Genomic DNA, 20,755 nt, shown 5'->3' with positions numbered 1-20,755 from the left:
CCGCTCTCATTTATCCGGCAGGGCCGTACCGGCCTTGTGCGCTTCGGTGAGGCTCCAGGTCAGGGTGATCTTGACGCTGCCCTTGTAGGAGGCGTTCGCCAGCGGGAGAACGACGATCGGTCGGGTCAGGTTAATCGTCTCGCTCTTCGTTCCGGCAATCGGTGCCCCGTTCAGAGCTTTGCCCACCCAGGCGCCGATTTCGCCAGGAACGGTCGCGCTGACGCTACCAGCGTTCTTCTGCATGGCGGCGGCCTCCGGAAACAGGAAGCCCGGGAGGAAGAGCGTCCCGGCTTCCTCGTTCACGACCGACATCGGGTAGGACAGGCAGAGCGACGGCTTGGACTGTGCGATGTCGAACTTGATCTCATGGTTCCACGGCTTCGATGCGCCCACGTCCGACACGGAGCCTTGGCTGATGTCGTTGCGGGTGGCCCTGAATTTGCCAGGACAGCCTTCGAGGCCGAACCATTGCCGATAGACCGCCTTCTCCTCTTCCTGGGGCCCAGAAACATCCGGCACGCCGGGCCTCATGGTAGCGCCGGGAGGCGGGGACATCAGGCCGGGATTTGATTGCATCACGGCGGCCTTGATGCAGGCTTCGTCGCCCTTGCACTTGGCATAGGCCTGCATGATCGCCTGGTTGACCTGCTGCTGCATGGCGGCGTTCGGAGGCGCGGTGGGTGCCAGAGCCCTGTTCCGCTCCTGAATCTTCTGCATGTTGGCGATGTGCCGGGCGCTGCTGTCCTGCGCCTTGCGCATGGAATCCGGATCGAGGGGATTCATGGCATCGAGGCTGTCGCTCGGTTCCAGGACGGTCGCCAGGAAGAAGCGCTCCGAGATCGTTCCCTTCTCGGAACTGACCTTGGTCTGCCATCCTTCCGAGCCCTCGACGCGTACGTCGATCTTCAGGATGCGCGGTCCCGGCGGCTGCTTTGCATGAGCCGGAACGGCCACGGCGGTGCCGCACAGAAGAACGGCTCGGAGGAATTTCGAAACCCGCATCGCAAACAAGCCTTACAGAATCACCAGAATGGATCCGGTATAACCTATCTGTCCGGCGGAGTCTGCGGCAGGTTCGTCAGCGCCTGAGAGACAAAGGATTGTCGGAGAGCGCCGCCGCGTCGGGCTCGTCGACGGCCGGCCGGCCGAGAAAGGCGTTCCAGAGCTTTTCCACCGTGTCGCGCTCCAGGTCGTCCACGATGAAGACGATGCGGCTGCGGCGATCATCGCTCGGCCAGCGCGGCAGCACGGCAGGCACATGGACCACATGCTGCACGCCGTGGATGACGACCGGGTGCTCGGGGTCCTCGGCCAGGGCCACGAGCCCTTTCACGCGCAGCAGCTTCGCGCCTTGGGACGAGCGCAACAGGTCCAGGAACATGTCGAGCGTGCCCTGTCGGATCGGCTCATCGCTCGTGAGGCAGAAGGCGCGGATCTTCTCGTCGTGCCGGTTCACGTCGTGATGATGGTGATGATCGTGGCCGTGATGGTCGTGATGGCCGTGCTGATGGGCGTGGCTCTTGCGCTCCGCCTCCTCCACGGCCTCCGTCTTCAGCCATTGGGCCACGTCGGCGATCTTGCCGTCGAGGCCGAAGAGGCCGCCCGAGATGACCGCCTCGGCCGGCGCATCCGCTTCCAGGAGAGCGGCGCCGGGATTGAGCCGGTGCAGCCGCTCGCGCAGCCGGTCGAGGCTCCCCTTATCTTCGACGAGATCGGTCTTCGTGATGACGATCCGCTCGGCAACGGCAGCCTGCTTCACGGCTTCCCGATGGGCGTCCAGGGTAGCGGCTCCGTTGAGCGCATCGACCACCGTCACCACGCCCTCCACCGCGTAGCGCATCGAGAGATAAGGGTGGTAAAGCACCGCATGAAGGATCGGCGCGGGGTCGGCGAGGCCCGTTGTCTCGATGATCACGCGCTTGAACGGCAGGATGCGGTTATTGTCGCGCTTGCGCAGGAGATCCTCGAGCGTCGCGATGAGGTCGCCGCGCACCGTGCAGCAGAGGCATCCGGCGGAGAGCAGCACCATGCCTTCGTCGACGGTCTCCACCAGCAGGTGATCGAGACCGATCTCGCCGAACTCGTTCATGATGACCACGGTGTCGCGCAGGGCTGCATCCTTCAGGAGCCGGTTGAGCAGCGTCGTTTTCCCGGAGCCCAGGAAGCCGGTGAGAATGGTGAGCGGGATCGGCGGGGGAGGGGTCATGGTCGTCATCGTATCAATCCGCAATCGGCACTAAAGCATCGGGCGTGAATTCGCATTCACGTCCGCTGTTCAAGTTTCTGTTTCCCGCATCTTTTCACGTAAGACCGGTTTCCATTTTTGCGTTCGACGCGCCGGAGCGCCCTTCAGGCGTCGTTGCTCCAAGAGAACGTTGGCCATGATGGCGGCCAACACAAGGGCCCCGCCGGCGATTTGCAGCGGTGACAGGCTTTCGTTAAGGATAAGGGCCGAGGACAGGGCCGCTATCACCGGCTCGGCGCAGAAGACGATCCCGGCCGCCACCGCCGTGACGCGGCCGAGCGCCAGGAACTGCAGGACGAACCCACCGATGTAGCCGACGATCGTCATCGTGACCGCGAAGGGAGCCAGTGCCAGGATCGATGGCGGCGCCAATTGTCCGACGGTGAGGCTGATGAGGATTGCGGTGGGCAGGATGATCAGCTGAATCCAGAACACCTTCGCCACCACGCTCGTCCTCGTGCAGCGCGCTGCGGCGAAGAACTGGATGGCCGTGGCGATGCTGGCGCCGAAGGCGAGGGCCAAGCCGCGCCAGTCGAGATCGGAGAAGGCAGGTCCCACCACCAGACAGACGCCGAGGGTCGCGACGGCGACGATCCCGACCAGGGACGGCGTCAGCGGCGTCCTCTCCACGAGGGGGCTCGCGAGGACGATGATGATCGGATAGGTGTAGAAGACGACCGCCGCGACCGTCACTGGAATGAAGGCGACGGAGGACAGATAGCCGATGCCCTGCAAGGCGCTGGAAATGCCGAGGAGGAGCAGCTTTCCCCGCTCCTCCCGCGCCATGGCGAGCGAGCTTCTTGCGACAGCCGCCACTATGCCCACCAGCACCAGCATCAGGAGAACCCGATAGACCACGATCGCCGAGCCGCTGGCTCCGGCAAAGGACGCCATACGGGCATAGACGATGTTGAAGCCGTAGAGGCTGGCCGAGGCGAGGGCGAAGAGGAGACCGTCGGCGGGGGAGGAGGAGCGGGTCATCAGGCACGCGGACTATTCAGGACACCGCACCGTTCGCGCGGATCGGTCGCGAAAGCAAGGGACCAAGCAAAACGCCCGGTCGATGACCGGGCGTTGCAGAGGGATGGTCGTCTCGCGGATCAGTTCGCGACGGCTTTAGACTTCGCCCCGGCATCGGCTTTCTGGGGAGCCTTCGCGGCGGGTTTCGAATCGGACTTGCCGTTGCCGGTGACGGGCTTGACCGAGACACTGGTCCGCGATTGGTCCTTGCCCTTTGCCGTAGCCTTCACGGGTTCCTTGTCGGTAGCCTTCTTGGAAGCGGTAACCTTCTTGGTCTTTGCCTTGCGGGCCTGCTCGGCGGCGTCTTCCGCGGCGGCCTGGGCGGCGAGCTCGGCCTCGGACGGAGGATTGAGACCGATCCAGACGCGTTCCGGCTGAACCGCCGCGCGAGGGCCGAGCACGGTGCGTGTCGGCTTCTCGGGCGTGTCGCCTGCGAAAGCCATGACCTCGGAGGAGAACAGGTTCGGGATGTTGCTGTCCGTGTCGGCGACGGCCGGAGCGTCCTCTTCCTGCGGCATCGGCCCACGGCGGTCGCAGATGACGGGGCGCATGTCCGGAGGGGTGGTATTGCTGGAAACCGGGAGGGCCGCGAGCTCCGGATTGGTGAAGTTCACCTTGCTGCTAAAGCCGCGGTCGAACAGCTCTGCCGCCTTGATCGTGCGCTCGTTGGCCGATTGGGCGCCGAGCACCACCGTGATGAGATGGCGGCCGTTGCGCGTGGCGCTCGCCACCACGTTGAAGCCGGCCGAGCAGATGAAGCCGGTCTTCATGCCGTCTGCGCCGGGATAGCGGCCGATGAGACCGTTCGTGTTGCGCATGATGCGCCGGCCGAACTGCACCGCCCCGATGTCGAACAGCTCCCTGTCCTGCGGAAATTCGAGCAGCAGCGCCCGGGCCAGAACCGCCATGTCGCGGGCCGAGGTCTGATTGCGATCGTCGGGCAGGCCGTGCGGATTGACGAAATGACTGCTGACCATGCCGAGGCGCTGGGCGTGGGCGTTCATCAGATCCGCAAAGCCGTCGATCGAGCCGCCGATATTCTCCGCGATGGTCGCGGCGATGTCGTTCGCGGACTTCACCATCATGATCTTGAGGGCGTTGTCGAGGCGGATCTGGGTGCCGGGCTTGAAGCCCATCTTGGACGGAGGCAGGGCGGCGGCGCCGTCGGTGACGGTGAGCAGCGTCTCCATGCTCATCTGGCCGGAGCGCACCTTGTCGAGGGCGACATAGGCCGTCATCAGCTTGGTGATCGACGCCGGAAACCAGGGGTCGGTCGCCCGCTCCGCGTGCAGGACGCGGCCCGATTCGAGTTCAACGACAAGAGCAGGGCCGCCGGCCGCCAGCGCCGAGCCGCTGAGCAGGGCGGCAAGGGCAAAGGCTGTCGCGCGGAGGGCACGGCTAACGTTCATGCGGAACGACTCCTTGGCTTCGTCCAACGATAGGAGAGGATCTCGATGAGGCCCCGCCTGTCAGCTGGGCCATTTGTAGGGCCAAACCTCAACCTTGGCTAGGTTGGCCGGTTTTTTGACGGTTTATACCGCCCTTCTTAACAAAATTCGTGTCAAGAGAGTGGCAAGAGCAGCGCGGTTTGAAGATCGATATGAATACATCCCTTCTCTGGATACCGGTGACCTTGGCGGCTGCGGCGGCGCAGACCGGGCGCAATGCGACGCAGCGGCGCCTGACCGAGACCATCGGAACCGTGGGCGCGACCCAGGTTCGCTTCCTCTACGGATTTCCATTCGCCCTCTTGGCGCTGGTCGTTGTGAACCTCGTGACCGGAGAGGTTGTTCCAGGGCCCAATGCGAACTTCCTGGCTTACGCCCTCGCCGGTGCCACGACCCAGATCCTCGCCACCGCCCTCATGCTGGCCGCCATGCGCGAGCGCGCCTTCTCGGTCGTCACGGCCTACACCAAGACCGAGCCGGTCCAGGTGGCCCTGTTCGGGCTGGTTCTCCTGGGGGATCATCTGACGCCGGCCATGGGGCTGGCCATCGTGGTCGCAACCTCGGGTGTTGTGCTCATGTCCGTGAAGCCGGGCACGAGCCTCACGTCCTCGGGCGCGAAGCCCGTTCTCTTCGGCCTCGCGTCCGGGGCCTTCTTCGCCCTGGCAGCCATTGGCTTTCGCGGCGCCATCCTGTCGCTCGACCAGGGCTCCCCGCTGATCCGGGCCTCCACGACTCTTGTCTGGGGTCTGGGCCTGCAGACGGCCATCCTCCTGATCTGGCTCGGGATCTTCGACCGCAAGGCCCTCATGGCGAGCTTTGCCGCCTGGCGTCCCTCCCTGGGAGCGGGGTTCCTGGGAGCGCTGGCCTCCCAGTTCTGGTTCATCGGCTTCGCGCTCACGACCGCCGCCAATGTGCGGACGCTCGCTCTCGTCGAAGTCCTGATGGCGCAGGCCGTGTCCCATCGCTTCCTGGCGCAGGCGACGACCCGGCGGGAGCTGGCCGGAATGCTGCTGATCCTCGCGGGCGTGGGTTTGCTGCTCCTTGCGCAACGTTAGCTTGTCGCTGCGGCACCGGCATGTTAACGAACAAAATTACATAACTTGAAACTTTGTTCGGACCTGTCTCCCATGACCGATGCCGCTGTATCCGAGAACGTTCAACCGGCCTATCGCATCCTCCAGGTCGGAGATCCGGCGCCCTGGTTCAAGCAGAACTCGTCCAGCAATCCGCAGTTCAGCTTCGATACGGTCGCCGGACGCTACATCGTCCTGTGTTTCTACGGGACGGGTTCGGACGAAGCCGGCCAAGCGACTCTGGCCTCGTTCCAGGAAGAGCACCGGGACCTGTTCGACGACGACAAGGTCGCGATCTTCGGCGTGAGCGTCGATCCGTCGGACGACACGGAGGCGCGGGCCAAGCAGATCATCCCCGGCATTCGTCATTTCTGGGACTTCGACGGTGCTGTCGGGCGCCTCTACGGGGCTCTTCCGCGCAACACGGCGCCGGGGCAGTCGGGCATCCCGATCCGCCGCTTCTGGATGGTGCTCAATCCGACCTTACGCGTGCGCGCCGTCTTCCCGTTCGAACAGGACGGCAGCGACCGAGAGAAGGTCATGGCTTACCTGCGCGCGCTGCCGCCGGTAGACCAGTTTGCCGGGTTCGAGATCCCGGCCCCCGTGCTCGTCATTCCGGACGTATTCGAGCCCGAGTTCTGCAAGCACCTGATCGGCCTCTACGAACGGCATGGCGGCGAGGAATCGGGCTTCATGCGCGAGGTCGACGGCAAGACCATCGCCATCCATGACGCAAGCCACAAACGGCGCAAGGACTACACGATCGAGGATGAGAACCTGATGCGGCAGGTGCAGCACCGCATCGTCCGTCGCATCAATCCGGAGATCGAGCGGGTGCACTTCTTCAAGCCGACCAGGATGGAGCGCTACATCGTGTCCTGCTACGCGGCGGAGGACGGCGGGCACTTCCGCGCGCATCGCGACAACACGACGAGCGGCACGGCCCATCGCCGCTTCGCGGTCTCGATCAACCTCAACGGCGATTTCGAGGGCGGCGAAGTCAGCTTCCCGGAATACGGGTCGCGCAGCTACAAGGCTCCCCCGGGCGGTGCCGTGGTGTTCTCGTGCCCGCTGCTCCATGCCGTGTCGCGCGTGACCAAAGGACGCCGCTTCGCCTTCCTGCCCTTTCTCTATGACGATGAGGCGGCCAAGATCCGGGAGGCCAACAACGCCCGTCTCGGCGAGGGCGTGAGCGCCTACAGAGCTTGAATGCGGATCAGCGCTCGCCCGCCTTGATCCACTTGTCGACCTTCGGCGGTTCGTAGGCGCGGACCGCCGCGATGAGGGCGGCAGGCTCCCGCTCGACGATCAGCATCGCCCGGTGGATCGGCTTCACGAAACCGCGCTCGACCACGTCGTCCAGAAAATCGGTCAGCTTGTCGTAGAAGCCGCCCGCATTCAGGAGCGCGCAGGGCTTGCGGTGGTAGCCAAGCTGCGCCCAGGTCCAGACCTCGAACAATTCCTCGAAGGTGCCTAAGCCCCCGGGCAGGGCGATGAAGCCGTCGGAGAGCTCCGCCATCAGGGCCTTGCGCTCGTGCATGGAGCCCACCACCCGTAGATCGCTTAAAGAGCGATGGGCGATCTCCTTGTCCACCAGCGCCTGCGGCATCACGCCGATCACATGGCCGCCCTTTTCGAGCGCCGCATCGGCGACCGCGCCCATGAGACCCACCGAGGCGCCGCCATAGACCAGCTCGATTCCCTGGACTGCCAAGGTCTCGCCGAGCGACTGCGCCGCTGCGAGATAAACCGGATCCTGGCCGCTGCTGGATCCGCAGAAGACACACAGGCGCATGGAGTTTCCCTTCTTGATTCGCGTCATCCATCGATGAACGACAGGAACGGGACGGGCTCAAGGCCCTGATGCGGACCCGAGCGTCGAATGTGCGACTTGTGGAAGGCTCCAAAGAGGGCCACCTTGTCTTCAACAACACGATCCCCGAGGAGACATCCATGACTGCCTGCATCGTCGGCTGGGCCCATACCCCCTTCGGCAAGCTCGACACCGAGTCGGTCGAAAGCCTGATCGTCCGCGTCGCCAACGAGGCGCTGGACCATGCGGGCCTTGGGCCCGAGGATGTGGACGAGGTGGTGCTCGGCCATTTCAACGGCGGCTTCTCGGCCCAGGATTTCACCGCCTCCCTGGTGTTCCAGGCCAGCGACCGGTTCCGCTTCAAGCCGGCGACCCGGGTCGAGAATGCCTGCGCGACCGGTTCCGCCGCCGTGCATCAGGCGATCAAGACCATCGAGGCCAAGCGGGCCAAGACTGTGCTCGTGGTCGGCGTGGAACAGATGACGAAGACGCCGGGGCCGGAGATCGGCAATATCCTGCTCAAGGCCTCCTACCTGCCGGAGGACGGCGGCACGCCGGGCGGGTTCGCCGGCGTGTTCGGCAAGATCGCAGGAGCCTATTTCCAGCGCTACGGCGACCAGTCCGATGCGCTTGCCCTGATTGCCGCCAAGAACCACAGGAACGGCGTCGACAATCCCTATGCGCAGATGCGCAAGGATCTCGGCTTCGAGTTCTGCCGCGCGGAGAGCGAGAAGAACCCATACGTCGCCGGTCCCTTGAAGCGCACCGATTGCTCGCTCGTCTCCGACGGCGCCGCCGCCCTGGTCCTCGCCGACACCGAGACGGCGCTGCGGATGAAGCGCGCGGTGGCCTTCCGGGCGACGGCCCATGCGCAGGATTTCCTGCCCATGTCGAAGCGCGACATCGTCCAGTTTGAGGGCTGCGCGGAAGCCTGGCGGCGGGCCCTGTCGCAGGCCGGTATTCAGATCACCGATCTCTCCTTTGTCGAGACCCATGACTGCTTCACCATCGCGGAACTGATCGAGTACGAGGCCATGGGCCTGACGGCGCCCGGACAGGGCGCGATTGCCGTCAAGGAAGGCTGGACGAACCGGGACGGCAAGCTGCCGGTGAACCCTTCCGGCGGCCTGAAGGCCAAGGGCCACCCCATCGGGGCGACCGGCGTGTCCATGCACGCGCTCTCCGCCATGCAGCTCTGCGAGGAGGCGGGCGGCATCCAGGTGAAGAACCCGACCCTCGGCGGCATCTTCAATATGGGCAGCGCGGCCGTGGCGAATTACGTGAGCGTGCTCGAGCGGATCAAGTGACGATGCCGTACGGCTTCGCCGTCTCGGTGCCGAGTCGTCGATCGGTTTTTAACACCCTCCACGTCATCACCGGCCTCGTGCCGGTGATCCCGATCGGAAAGGCACAGCGCTTCACCGTATCGGGATGGCCGGGACGAGCCCGGCCATGACGGATCCGGCGGTTTTCGCCTATTCCCCCGGCGCCTTGGCCTGAATCGCCAGGGCGTGCAGACCCCTGTCGAAGGCGCCTTTCAGAACTTCGTTCACGAGCCTGTGACGCTCGACCCGGCTCTTGCCGGAGAAGGCTTCCGACACGATATAAACCTGGAAATGAGTTTCCCCGCCTTCCCGCCACCCGGCATGGCCGTGATGCTTTTCTGATTCGTCGATGACGGTCAGGTCGGTCGGCTGCAGGTTTTCCTGCAAAGTCTGTGTGATCCAGTGCTGAAGGGTCATGCTGATTTGTAAAACCTTTTTGAACGGGTCTGCGGCGAAAAGCGTTCAGGCCTTGGCTCAAGGCCCCAAGCCACTCATAATCACTGAATCATGGATCTCAACTCGCCTCTTTTCGACCGCATCCGGATCAAGCCTTCCTGCGAAGAGCCGCAGGAGGCCAAGGGACCCGTCTGCGAACATCCGTCCTGCAAGGCGGCAGGAGAATTCCGCGCGCCCAAGGGGCGGGACCGGGAGGGCCAGTATTGGCGCTTCTGCCTCCAGCACGTGCGCGAGTACAACGCCTCGTACAATTATTTCGCCGGCATGTCGGATTCGGCCGTCGCGGCCTTCCAGAAGGATTCCATCATCGGCCACCGCCCGACCTGGACCATGGGCATGAATGCGTCCGGCCAGGGCGAGGAGCGCGAGGCCAAGGCCGAGCCGCGCGACTGGGGCTATTTCGATCCCCTCGGGATTCTCAAGGGCGAGGATTTCACCCAGGCCCGCACCAGCCGGGCCCGGCCCGAGCCCAAGCGTCCGCGCTACAGCGGTGCAGTGCGTCGGGCGCTCGACATCCTCGGGCTCGACGAGACCGCCGACGGGCCCGCCATCAAGGCCCAGTACAAGTCCCTGGTGAAGCGCTTCCATCCGGATGCCAACGGGGGAGATCGATCCTTCGAGGAGCGCCTGCGCGACATCATCAAGGCGCACGATGCCCTCAAGAGCGCCGGCCTGTGCTGAAAGCGGTATCCTTTTAGGCAAGGCAGCCAAGCGCATTAGGAAATTGCGCCATTCCGTCATGGAGGTTAAGAAGCCCATGACGTTTTCGAGACAAACTTCAAAGACCGAGAGGCCCCTATGACGGCACAATCCGAGACAGCGACCCTTCTGCCTGACATGAAGGTGTCCGTGCGACAGGTCTTCGGGATCGACTCGGATCTGGAAGTTCCGGCCTTTTCCCAGGCCGAGCAGCACGTGCCCGATCTTGATCCCGATTACCTCTTCGACCGGGATACGACGCTTGCCATCCTGGCCGGCTTCGCGCGCAACCGCCGCGTCATGATCACGGGCTATCACGGCACCGGCAAGTCGACCCATATCGAGCAGGTGGCGGCCCGCCTCAACTGGCCCTGCGTGCGCGTGAACCTGGACAGCCACGTGTCGCGTATCGACCTCGTCGGCAAGGACGCCATCGTGCTCCAGGAAGGCAAGCAGGTCACCGCCTTCCAGGACGGAATTCTCCCCTGGGCCCTGCAGAACAACGTGGCCCTCGTGTTCGACGAATACGATGCCGGCCGCCCGGACGTGATGTTCGTGATCCAGCGCGTGCTGGAGCAGTCGGGCAAGCTCACCCTGCTGGACCAGAAGCGCGTGATCCGTCCTCATCCGGCCTTCCGCCTCTTCGCCACCGCCAACACGGTGGGTCTGGGTGACACCTCGGGCCTCTATCACGGCACGCAGCAGATCAACCAGGGCCAGATGGACCGCTGGTCCATCGTCACGACGCTCAACTACCTGCCGCACGACAAGGAGGTGGACATCGTCCTCTCCAAGGCGAAGCACTACCAGGAGGACGCGTCCGGCCGGGACATCGTCAACAAGATGGTGCGCGTGGCCGACCTCACCCGCTCGGCCTTCATGAACGGCGATCTCTCGACCGTCATGAGCCCGCGCACGGTGATCACCTGGGCCGAGAACGCCGAGATCTTCGGCGATACCGGCTTCGCCTTCCGCGTGACGTTCCTCAACAAGTGCGACGAGCTCGAGCGCACCCTCGTGGCCGAGTTCTATCAGCGCTCCTTCGGCAAGGAGCTGCCGGAGAGCGCCGTGAATATGGTGCTGAGCTAATTAACGATCAGGCATCCTCATCCTGAGGAGCGTAGCGTCTCGAAGGACGAGGATGCCGGGTCCAGAGTTCTCTGGAAACGCCCTCGTCCTTCGAGACGGCCTATGGCCTCCTCAGGATGAGGGCTTATCGGAAGCGACAAGCAAAAATGTCCATCTCGAACCGCAAGCCGGGTGAGAAGAAGGAAGCGCCGGCGGAGCCGCTGAAGCGCTCCATCGCCGGCACCATGAAGGCGATCGCCCGCAAGCCCGACCTCGAGGTCGCCTATGCGTCCGACCGTCCGGTCCTCATGGGGCAGGACAAGGCGCGCCTGCCGGAGCCGCCCCGGCGGCTGACCTCCCAGGACGTGGCGATCCTGCGCGGCAATGCCGACGCCATGGCGCTGCGGCTGGCCTGCCACGACACAACCCTCCACCGGAAGCTCGCCCCCGAGGGCCAGGCCGCCCGTGCGGTGTTCGACGCGGTCGAGCAGGCGCGCGTGGAATCCATCGGCTCGCGGCGCATGGCCGGCATCTCGTCCAACATCTCTGCCATGCTGGAGGACCGCTACCATCGCGGCGGAAAATACGAGGAGATCACCGATCGGGCCGATGCGCCGCTCGAGGATGCGCTCGCCCTCATGGTGCGCGAGCGCCTGACCGGCGCGAAGCCTCCCGCATCGGCCGCCAAGATCGTCGATCTCTGGCGCGATTTCATCGAAGATCGCGCCGGGCACGATCTCGACGGTCTGCTCAAGAACATCGAGAACCAGCGCAGCTTCGCCCGCAACATCCGCGACATGCTCTCCTCCCTTGACATGGCCGACGAGGCGGCCCTCGATTCCGAGGACGAGGAGGACGAGGACGAGAACGAATCCGAGGAGCAGGAGCAGCAGGGCGAGGGCGAATCCGAGCAGGAGAGCCAGGGCGACCGGGCCGAGGTGGAAACCAGCGAGGATTCGAGCGACGAGATGGAGGACGGCGCGACGGAAGAGGCCGATTGTCCTTCCGGCGAGATGCCCGAGGAATCCGAGGAAGCGGACTCGGAGGATGCAGGCGAATCCTGGCGTCCGCCCTCGCGCTCCAACGAGGCTCGGGGACCCGACTACAAGGCTTATACCAACAAGTTCGACGAGGTGATCCACGCGGAGGATCTCTGCGATGCGGACGAGCTGACGCGCCTTCGCGCCTATCTCGACAAGCAGCTCGCTCATCTGCAGGGCGTGGTCGGACGTCTGGCGAACCGTCTTCAGCGCCGCCTGATGGCGCAGCAGAACCGATCCTGGGAATTCGACCTCGAAGAGGGTACCCTCGATCCCGTGCGCCTGCCGCGCATCATCATGGATCCGTTCCAGCCCCTCAGCTTCAAGCAGGAGCAGGACACGAACTTCCGCGACACGGTGGTGACGCTGCTCCTCGACAATTCCGGCTCCATGCGCGGGCGCCCGATCACGGTTGCTGCCACCTGCGCGGACATTCTCGCCCGCACGCTCGAGCGCTGCGGCGTGAAGGTCGAGATTCTCGGCTTCACCACGCGCGCCTGGAAGGGCGGGCAGTCCCGCGAGATGTGGCTGCAGAACGGCAAGCCTGCCAATCCCGGCCGCCTCAACGATCTGCGCCACATCATCTACAAGTCGGCGGATGCGCCCTGGCGCCGCGCGCGCAAGAACCTGGGCCTGATGATGCGCGAGGGCCTGCTCAAGGAGAACATCGACGGCGAGGCACTCGACTGGGCGCACAAGCGCCTGCTCGGCCGTCCCGAGCAGCGGCGCATCCTGATGGTGATCTCGGACGGTGCACCGGTGGACGACTCGACCCTGTCGGTCAATCCCGGCAACTATCTCGAGCGGCATCTGCGCTTCATCATCGAGGAGATCGAAACCCGCTCTCCCGTGGAGCTCATCGCCATCGGCATCGGCCACGACGTGACGCGCTATTACCGCCGTGCGGTGACCATCGTCGATGCGGAGGAACTCGGCGGCGTCATGACCGAAAAACTGGCGGAGCTGTTCGAGGAGAATGCCGCGCCCCCGTCCCGCGGCGCACCCCGCCGCAGGGCCGTCGCTTGAGGCTGACACGGCGCAACTTCCTGATCGGCGGCGGTGCGGCCGCCGCGACCCTGGCCTGTACGGGCGTCGCTCTGGCGCAGCGGCCGCAGGCCCTCAGGGGCGCGACCTCCATCGACGTGGAGGCGCGCCCGATCAGCCGCCTCTCCACGACCGATCCCGATCGCTCCCGCTTCGGCGCCCTGATGTTCCGCTCCGGGGTCGAGCTGCGCTCGCGGGTCCCGGCCTTCGGCGGCTTCTCCGGCCTCTGGCGCTCGCCCGAGGGACAGGACCTCATTGCGCTTGCCGACAACGCCCAGGTGCTGAAAGCCCGGGTCGAGACATCGGACGGACGGCTCTCGGGCCTGTCGAACCCGGTTTTGTCTCCGCTGATCCTGAGCAACGGGGTTCCGTTGCGGCGTTCGCGCTACTACGACACGGAGAGCTTCGCGCTCGCAGGCAACGCCGCCTATGTCGGCGTCGAGCGCAACCATGCAGTGATCAAGTTCGAGCGCACGGAAACCGGCAGCATCATCCGGGGCGCTCCCATTCCCGTCCCGCAGGCGGTGAAGGATCTGCCGAGCAACGGCGGCCTGGAGGCCCTTGGCGTCGCTCCCCGGCATTCGCCGTTGAACGGAGCGCTCGTGGGAATCGCGGAAGGCGGCAGCGGCTTCATCCTGACGGGCCCGCGGCAGGGCGCCTTCGAGGTCGCTCTCTCCGGCGGCTATTCGGTGACGGATCTCGCTTTCCTGCCCGACGGCGATGCCCTGATCCTGGAGCGCCGCTTCTCGCTCTTCGGCTTTTTCGGCTGCCGCCTCCGCCGCATCGAGGCGGGCGCGCTGAAGGCAGGAGCCCGTGTCGACGGCGACGTTCTCTACGAGAGCGAAGCCTCGCATCAGGTCGACAATATGGAGGGGTTGGCGATCCATAGGGAAGGCCGTGACACCGTTCTGTCCCTGATCTCCGACGACAACTTCAGCTCTCTGCAAAAAACCGTGCTGCTCGAATTCTCCCTTCTCGGCTGACGCTGCCTTACGCATAGGCATTCGCCTTTTTTCTCATCATTCTTTGCCTGCCTCTATCCCTTCGTCTCGCTTGAAGCCCTAGGTTTTAGGCAACTAAGCTTCCTTCATGCGGGCCCGATGCCAATCTTTGCGCCGGGTGTCCGCCTTGAGAGGCCAAGGAGACGCAGTGGCGGCACGGGCGATCTTCGATGAAATGAGCGGCCATGACGGTGAAAGCCGGGATGCCTACCGCATTCTTCAGGACTGGCTGAAATCCGCCCCTCCGCAATTGCTGGAATATCGCCGTGAAGAGGCGGAGCTCTTCTTCCGCAGGGTCGGCATCACCTTCGCGGTCTACGGCAACACGGAAGCCGAAGAGCGGCTGATCCCCTTCGACATCATCCCGCGCATCCTGTCCGGCAAGGAATGGAAGCGGCTCTCGCAGGGCCTCGAACAGCGTGTGAAGGCGCTCAACCTCTTCCTGAAGGACATCTACGGGCCGCGGGAGATCCTGCGCGCCGGGATCGTTCCGCCGGAGCTCGTCTATCTCAATCCCTATTACCGCCCGCAGATGCACGGGCTGTCCCTGAACAGCGACATCTACGTGCAGGTGGCGGGGATCGACATCGTCCGGGTCGACGACCAGGATTTCTACGTGCTCGAGGACAATCTGCGCACGCCCTCCGGCGTCTCCTACATGCTGGAGAACCGGGAGGTGATGATGCGCCTCTTTCCCGAGCTCGTGGGCATGCAGCGCATCCGACCGATCGAGAACTATGTCGACGAACTTCTGGGCACTCTCAAATCCGTCGCTCCGGCGTCGAGTCCATGGGACCCAACCGTCGTTCTCCTCACCCCCGGTTCGCTGAATTCCGCCTATTACGAGCACAGCTTCCTGGCCGACCGCATGGGCGTGGAACTGGTCGAGGGGCGCGATCTCTTCGTGCGCGACGACATGGTCTACATGCGCACCACCGAGGGGCCGAAGCGCGTCGACGTGATCTACAGCCGCATCGACGACGACTTTCTCGACCCGCTGGTGTTCCGTCCCGATTCCGCCCTGGGCGTGCCGGGCCTAATCGCGGCTTATCGCGCGGGGAACGTCGCCATCGCCAATGCGCCCGGAACGGGCGTTGCCGACGACAAGGCCATGTACTCCTACGTGCCCGACATCGTGCGTTTCTACATGGGCGAGGAGCCGATCCTGAAGAACGTGCCGACCTGGCGCTGCCGCGAGCAGGAGGCGCTGTCCTACGTGCTCGACAACCTCCACGAACTCGTCGTGAAGGAGGTCAACGGCTCGGGCGGCTACGGCATGCTGGTGGGGCCGCATGCGAGCGCGCAGGCGCGCGAGCATTTCAAGGCCCGGATTCTCGCCAATCCCGACAATTACATCGCCCAGCCGACCCTCGCTCTCTCGACGAGCCCGATCTTCACCGAGAAGGGGCTGGCGCCCCGCCACGTGGATCTTCGTCCCTTCGTCCTGACGGGTCGCGACGGCGTCAGGCTCGTGCCTGGCGGGCTCACCCGCGTGGCGCTGACGGAGGGCTCGCTCGTGGTCAATTCGAGCCAGGGCGGCGGGACCAAGGACACCTGGGTGCTGAGTGAATGAGCGGGAGCGTTTCGCGTGCTGAGTCGTGATGCCGACAGCCTCTATTGGCTCTCCCGCTACGTGGAGCGGGCCGAGAACACGGCGCGCATTCTCGATGTCGCCTATCGCATGGCGTCGATGCCGATCTCGTATAACGGCGTCGAGACCAACGAATGGGAATCGGCCCTCATCACGGCTGGCGGCATCGATCAGTTCCGTGCCGTCCACGGGGATGCGACGCCCGAGAACGTGATCGAGTTCCTGGCCTTCTCGGAGGCCAATCCGTCGAGCATTCAGAGCAGCTTCGATACGGCGCGGCAGAATGCCCGCTCCGTGCGGTCCGCGCTGACCTCCGAGATGTGGGAGGCGATCAACTCCGCCTGGCTGGATCTGCGCCGCTACCGGTCGAAGAAGATCAATGTCGAGGATCTTCCCCGTTTCCTGAACCTCGTGAAGGAAGCCTCGCTGCGCTACGACGGCTCCGCCATGCGCACCATGCTGCGCAACGACGCCTATTGGTTCTCGCGGCTCGGCGTCTATATCGAGCGCGCCGACAACACCGCGCGCGTTCTGGACGTGAAGTATCACGTGCTCCTGCCGCAGGACGCGGCGGTGGGCGGTGGCATCGATTATTACCAATGGGCCGCCATCCTGCGCTCGGTCTCGGCGCTGGTGAGCTATCAATGGGTCTATCACCAGAACCTGCGGCCCTGGCTCGTTGCGGACCTGCTCATCCTGCGCGAGGAGATGCCGCGCTCGCTCGCTGCCTGCTACGCGTTCCTGTCGCGTCACCTCGACGACATCTCCCACCGTTACGGAACGTCAGGCGCGGCGCAGCGTCAGGCGAGGGCGACCCATGCGCGCCTCGCGAACCAGAACATCGAGGATATCTTTCAGCACGGCCTGCACGAGTTCCTGCAGGACTTTCTTGCCGAGAACAACAGGCTCGGGCAGGCCATCACGAACCAGTATCTCGGCTGACCCATGCGCATCCGCATCACCCACGAGACGGTCTATCACTACAGCGAGCCCGCCAAGTCGGCGATCCAGCTCCTCCGTCTGACCCCGCGCGGCTGCGACAGCCAGACGGTCCTGTCCTGGAACATCGACATGGAGGGCGATGCCCGGCTGATGCGCCGGGAGGACTGGTACGGCAATATCGTCCACAGCCTCTCCGTCTCTGGCCCCGTGAGCCAGATCACCCTGCATGTGGCCGGAGAAGTCGAGACCACTGATACGGCCGGAATCATCAAGGGAGGGGTGGAGCGCTTTCCGCCGATCTTCTACCTGCGGGATACGCCGCTGACCCGGGCCGATGCCGCCATTCGCGAATTCGCGGAGCTCACGGCGGGCCGCTTCACCAATCCGCTCGATCAGGCCCATGCTCTCCTGAGCGCCATCCCCGAGCGCCTGCGCTTCGACACGCAAGCCACCAGCGCCACGACGACGGGAGCCGACGCTTTCGCGGCGGGCCATGGGGTGTGCCAGGACTTCACCCATGTTTTCCTGAGCGCGGCGCGCGCTCTGAAGATCCCGGCCCGCTACGTCTCGGGCTATCTGCACAAGCCCGGCGAGGCCGAGCAGGAGGCGGGTCACGCCTGGGCGGAGGCCTATCTTCCGGACCTCGGCTGGGTGAGTTTCGACCCGGCCAATGCTGTTTCCGCAACGGAACATTACGTCCGATTGGCCATCGGGCTCGATTATCTTGATGCGGCCCCGGTTCGAGGAAGCTATTACGGTATCACCCGTGAAGCGCTCGATGTTCGATTGAGGATAGAAAGCGCCCGTCAATCACAGGCGTGAGAATGGCCTCGACAACAGAGCAACTCGACCAGAAGGCCCCAGGAGGAACACCCATGACGTATTGTGTCGGCATCCTGGTGCGGGATGGCCTCGTCATGATCGCGGACACGCGCACCAATGCGGGTGTCGACAACATCGCGACCTTCCGCAAGCTGCACCTGTTCGAGAAGCCCGGCGAGCGCATCATCACGCTGGCGACTGCCGGCAACCTGTCGGCCAGCCAGTCCGTCATGTCCCTTTTGACCGAGGGGCTTGAAAACCCCGAAACCGGCGTGGTCGAGACGCTCCTGACGGTGCCCACCATGTTCAAGGCGGCCCAGCTCGTCGGCCGTGCCATCCGTCAGGTCTACGAGGTGGACGGGGTCGAGATCGAAAAGCGCCAGATGACCTTCGATGTCACCATGCTGCTCGGCGGGCAGATCGGGACAAGCCCCATGCGGCTCTATCAGGTCTACGCGGCCGGCAATGCCATCGAGGCCACTGTCGATACGCCCTTCCTTCAGATCGGGGAGCCGAAATACGGCAAGCCGATCCTCGACCGGGCCATCTCCCACGGCACGAGTCTCGTGGAGGCCTTGAAGCTCGGTCTCATCTCCATGGATTCGACCCTGAAGTCCAATCTGGGTGTCGGCCTTCCCATCGACATCGTCGTCGCCAAGCGCGATGCGCTGAAGGCGCAGGTGACCTATCGGATCCAGGAGGACGAGCCGTATTTCCGGGACCTGCGCGAGCGCTGGTCCGCCGCGCTGCGCGCGGCCCATCAGGCCATTCCTCACCCGCCCTATGCGGAAGAGGTCCTCTGACCGGAGATCATCTGCCAGGCAGCCGACTTTATTCGAACGACGACGGCTCAAGCGGTCTGGTGGTGATGCTTCGCCTCGTAGCGCATGAGCTTCAGGACCGCCCCATAGGGGGCAATCGCGATCGCCGCGAGCGCGAGCTTCACCAGGTAGTCGGCCACGGCCAGATTGGTCCAGGGCAGGGCGATGCACTGATCCGCGATGCCCACCTGACCGAGCGCGTCGCTGATGGTGAGGCCAAGGCCGGGGACCACGCCGCAATAGAAGGAGAAGGAGAAGAAGATCGCCGTATCGAGGCCCGACGAGATCACGGAGGACACGAAGGGCGGCATCCACCAGGCATGGCCGCGCAGGCGGAAGAAGATCTGGATATCGAGAAGCTGGGCCACCAGGAAGGCCGCCCCCGAGGCGATCGCAATGCGGGGCGACGCGAGGATGACCGAGAGCACAACCGCCAGCGCGAAGCCGGCATAAACCACGCGCCGAGCGCCTTTGGGGCCGAAGCGCCGGTTGGACAGGTCGGTGACCAGGAACGAGAACGGATAGCTGAAGGCGCCCCAGGTCAGGTAGTTGTCCAGGCCCAAGTGCTGGAAGGGATACTGGACCAGGATGTTCGACGAGAGGACGATCAGTGTCATCGCCGCGAGGGCAATGAGAAAGTCGCGGCGGTCGATCTGGGTCATGAGCGGCCTCTCGTGAGCCAACAGCTAAGGCTTAACACAATGCAAAACGGGCGGCACCGAGGCCGCCCGCAAAGCCGATTCATTGGCGCTTCCAGATCAGCTCGCAGCGGCGAGCTTCTTCTCGATCTCGCGCTTCACGGCGAGGGCGGTCGTGGAGAGCTCTCCAGCCTTGGCCTTGGCCAGGAAGGCGTCGAGGCCGCCGCGATGCTCGACCGAGCGGAGCGCATTGGCGGAAATGCGCAGGCGCACGGAGCGCTGCAGGGTGTCAGACTGGAGCGTGACGTTGCAGAGGTTCGGCAGGAACTTCCGCTTCGTCTTGCGGTTCGAGTGGCTCACCAGGTGGCCACTCAGCACGGCCTTGCCGGTCAGTTCGCAACGGCGCGACATGGGTTCAATCCTATTCGTCTATGAAGGGTCGCGACCACGATTTCGCGGGTTTGCTGATCGCAGATCCCGCGCGGCCGGACACCAGAAGTCCTTGGAAGGTAGGAGCCTATAGGCCAAAAAAGGGGAGGACGTCAAGAAAGACTGCGATGCTCCATCTCGTTTTTTTGAAACACCATGGTCATGATTTATACCGAATCACGTGCGATGCAACGGAATAGACTATCAGGATAGCCTTCATGCGCCCCATCGCCTCAGCTCTCGTGACCCTGGCCTTCGCCGGATCGGGCTTGCTCGCGCAAGTCCAGACCGCGCCGGCCCAGACCCTGAAGGTGACTTACGACATCACCCTGGCCGGCCTGCCCCTGGGCAAGGCGGACCTCTCGTCGTCCTTCAAGGGGGCGAAGTACGAGATGGAGGGACGGGCAAAGCTGACCGGGCTCGCCATGATCCTGACCGGCGGCCGGGGCGAAGCCAACGCGTCCGGCACCCTGGACGGCGACGCACCGCCCCGTTCGAACAACTTCTCCGTGGTGTCGAAGACCTCCGACAATCAGCGTGTCGTCCGCATGGGGATCAAGAGCGGCCGGGTGGCCCAGGTCGAGATCGACCCGCCCCTGGAGCCGAAGCCCGACCGTGTTCCCGTCAAGGCGGCCGACAAGAACGGCGTGGTTGATCCCATGAGCGCCCTGCTCATGCCCGCCATGCCGTCGAAGAGCCTGACCGACCCGGCCAATTGCGACCGCACCCTTCCGGTCTTCGACGGCGCCTCACGCATGAACGTGGTCCTCTCCTATGCGGAGACGAAGAAGGTCGAGGTGCCGGGCTATTCCGGACCTGTCCTCGTGTGCAATGCCCGCTACGTGCCGATCTCCGGTCATCGGAGCGAACGCCCGGGCACCAAGTTCATGCAGGACAACAAGGACATGTCCGTCTGGCTGGCGCCCGTCGAGGGACCGCGCGTGCTCTTTCCGGTCAAGGTCTCCGTGCGCACCATGATCGGCATGGGCGAGATGCAGGCCTCCCTCTGGTCCCTGGAGGACGGCAAATCGTCTGCGCCGGCGCGCAAGGCCATGAAGGCCGATGAGACCATCAAGGCCGAGGCGGTTCAGTAAGTCCTGAAAATCCCACGCGATTCATGCTGTTTCAGGTAGCGAAAGCGCTCCGCAGCACCATATAAGGGGCTAACCGCAGCCTGCCGTGCGCGCTCGAGGCTGCTCCGTAGGGAAGGCTCCTGGCGCCGGTCTCCGGCTCTAAAGCCTCTCGGCTCTCACTCCGGGACCTTTTCAGCATCACCCGTC

General features: G+C 64.4%; 20 protein-coding genes. 12 read left to right on the top strand and 8 right to left on the bottom strand.

Annotated features, from left to right (window positions below; translation table 11 throughout):
- Window positions 1-6 precede the first annotated feature (6 nt).
- The 4 genes from DDF70_RS03170 to DDF70_RS03155 all read right to left on the bottom strand — a co-directional run bounded on the left by DDF70_RS03170 (window position 7) and on the right by DDF70_RS03155 (window position 4,674).
- On the bottom strand, window positions 7-1,002 hold the full coding sequence (locus DDF70_RS03170) for a hypothetical protein (RefSeq protein WP_114943417.1): 996 nt from the start codon (window positions 1,000-1,002) through the stop codon (window positions 7-9).
- A gap of 76 nt (window positions 1,003-1,078) precedes the next feature.
- Window positions 1,079-2,215, bottom strand: a complete 1,137-nt coding sequence (locus tag DDF70_RS03165; RefSeq protein WP_114943416.1) for a CobW family GTP-binding protein — start codon at window positions 2,213-2,215, stop codon at window positions 1,079-1,081.
- A 60-nt stretch (window positions 2,216-2,275) separates the two neighbouring features.
- The gene (locus DDF70_RS03160; RefSeq protein WP_114943415.1) at window positions 2,276-3,226 is read right to left on the bottom strand and encodes a DMT family transporter; all 951 of its coding nucleotides are present in this window, start codon (window positions 3,224-3,226) and stop codon (window positions 2,276-2,278) included.
- A gap of 119 nt (window positions 3,227-3,345) precedes the next feature.
- Complete coding sequence (locus tag DDF70_RS03155; protein WP_114943629.1) at window positions 3,346-4,674, bottom strand: D-alanyl-D-alanine carboxypeptidase family protein; 1,329 nt, start codon at window positions 4,672-4,674, stop codon at window positions 3,346-3,348.
- 191 nt (window positions 4,675-4,865) lie between these two features.
- Between DDF70_RS03155 and DDF70_RS03150 the strand changes: the two genes are divergently transcribed.
- A complete protein-coding gene (locus DDF70_RS03150; protein ID WP_114943414.1) occupies window positions 4,866-5,768 on the top strand; it encodes an EamA family transporter in 903 nt (300 codons plus the stop codon).
- A 72-nt stretch (window positions 5,769-5,840) separates the two neighbouring features.
- Window positions 5,841-6,995, top strand: coding sequence for a 2OG-Fe(II) oxygenase (locus DDF70_RS03145; RefSeq protein ID WP_114943413.1), 1,155 nt, complete (start codon window positions 5,841-5,843; stop codon window positions 6,993-6,995).
- A gap of 7 nt (window positions 6,996-7,002) precedes the next feature.
- Here DDF70_RS03145 and DDF70_RS03140 read toward each other — a convergent pair whose 3' ends face one another.
- A complete protein-coding gene (locus DDF70_RS03140) occupies window positions 7,003-7,581 on the bottom strand; it encodes an LOG family protein (RefSeq protein WP_114943628.1) in 579 nt (192 codons plus the stop codon).
- A gap of 158 nt (window positions 7,582-7,739) precedes the next feature.
- Here DDF70_RS03140 and DDF70_RS03135 point away from each other — a divergent pair, with 158 nt between their 5' ends.
- The gene (locus DDF70_RS03135; RefSeq protein WP_114943627.1) at window positions 7,740-8,906 is read left to right on the top strand and encodes an acetyl-CoA acetyltransferase; all 1,167 of its coding nucleotides are present in this window, start codon (window positions 7,740-7,742) and stop codon (window positions 8,904-8,906) included.
- Between the two features lie 168 nt (window positions 8,907-9,074).
- On the opposite strand, the gene DDF70_RS03130 is transcribed toward DDF70_RS03135, so the two are convergent.
- Window positions 9,075-9,341 (bottom strand): BolA family protein, encoded by a 267-nt coding sequence (locus DDF70_RS03130; RefSeq protein WP_114943412.1) that lies wholly within the window; start codon window positions 9,339-9,341, stop codon window positions 9,075-9,077.
- 90 nt (window positions 9,342-9,431) lie between these two features.
- Here DDF70_RS03130 and DDF70_RS03125 point away from each other — a divergent pair, with 90 nt between their 5' ends.
- The 8 genes from DDF70_RS03125 (at window position 9,432) to DDF70_RS03090 (ending at window position 18,390) form a co-directional block, all read left to right on the top strand.
- On the top strand, window positions 9,432-10,061 hold the full coding sequence (locus DDF70_RS03125; protein WP_114943411.1) for a J domain-containing protein: 630 nt from the start codon (window positions 9,432-9,434) through the stop codon (window positions 10,059-10,061).
- Window positions 10,062-10,178: 117 nt separating this feature from the next.
- Window positions 10,179-11,168 (top strand): cobaltochelatase subunit CobS, encoded by a 990-nt coding sequence (gene cobS, locus DDF70_RS03120; RefSeq protein ID WP_114943410.1) that lies wholly within the window; start codon window positions 10,179-10,181, stop codon window positions 11,166-11,168.
- Between the two features lie 146 nt (window positions 11,169-11,314).
- Entirely contained in the window at window positions 11,315-13,213 is a 1,899-nt protein-coding gene (gene cobT, locus DDF70_RS03115) for a cobaltochelatase subunit CobT (protein WP_114943409.1), read from the top strand.
- Window positions 13,210-14,214, top strand: coding sequence for an esterase-like activity of phytase family protein (locus DDF70_RS03110; protein ID WP_114943408.1), 1,005 nt, complete (start codon window positions 13,210-13,212; stop codon window positions 14,212-14,214). Before cobT ends, DDF70_RS03110 begins: the two co-directional genes overlap by 4 nt.
- A 193-nt stretch (window positions 14,215-14,407) precedes the next feature.
- Window positions 14,408-15,805: a circularly permuted type 2 ATP-grasp protein gene (locus DDF70_RS03105; RefSeq protein ID WP_114943626.1), complete on the top strand. Its 1,398-nt coding sequence runs from the start codon at window positions 14,408-14,410 to the stop codon at window positions 15,803-15,805.
- 15 nt (window positions 15,806-15,820) lie between these two features.
- A complete protein-coding gene (locus tag DDF70_RS03100; protein ID WP_114943407.1) occupies window positions 15,821-16,765 on the top strand; it encodes an alpha-E domain-containing protein in 945 nt (314 codons plus the stop codon).
- A gap of 3 nt (window positions 16,766-16,768) precedes the next feature.
- Window positions 16,769-17,587, top strand: coding sequence for a transglutaminase family protein (locus DDF70_RS03095; protein WP_114943406.1), 819 nt, complete (start codon window positions 16,769-16,771; stop codon window positions 17,585-17,587).
- 53 nt (window positions 17,588-17,640) lie between these two features.
- The gene (locus tag DDF70_RS03090) at window positions 17,641-18,390 is read left to right on the top strand and encodes a proteasome-type protease (protein ID WP_114943405.1); all 750 of its coding nucleotides are present in this window, start codon (window positions 17,641-17,643) and stop codon (window positions 18,388-18,390) included.
- Window positions 18,391-18,437: 47 nt separating this feature from the next.
- On the opposite strand, the gene DDF70_RS03085 is transcribed toward DDF70_RS03090, so the two are convergent.
- Both DDF70_RS03085 and rpmB read right to left on the bottom strand, forming a co-directional pair.
- On the bottom strand, window positions 18,438-19,070 hold the full coding sequence (locus DDF70_RS03085; RefSeq protein WP_114943404.1) for a queuosine precursor transporter: 633 nt from the start codon (window positions 19,068-19,070) through the stop codon (window positions 18,438-18,440).
- 96 nt (window positions 19,071-19,166) lie between these two features.
- Window positions 19,167-19,457: a 50S ribosomal protein L28 gene (rpmB, locus tag DDF70_RS03080; protein WP_114943403.1), complete on the bottom strand. Its 291-nt coding sequence runs from the start codon at window positions 19,455-19,457 to the stop codon at window positions 19,167-19,169.
- Between the two features lie 236 nt (window positions 19,458-19,693).
- On the opposite strand from rpmB, the gene DDF70_RS03075 reads away from it, so the two are divergent.
- Entirely contained in the window at window positions 19,694-20,569 is an 876-nt protein-coding gene (locus DDF70_RS03075) for a DUF3108 domain-containing protein (RefSeq protein WP_114943402.1), read from the top strand.
- Window positions 20,570-20,755 lie beyond the last annotated feature (186 nt).

The sequence above is a fragment of the Microvirga calopogonii genome (assembly GCF_003347665.1).
GTDB classification, from domain to species: Bacteria; Pseudomonadota; Alphaproteobacteria; order Rhizobiales; family Beijerinckiaceae; genus Microvirga; species Microvirga calopogonii.
This window is presented reverse-complemented; position numbering and strand designations above follow the sequence as displayed.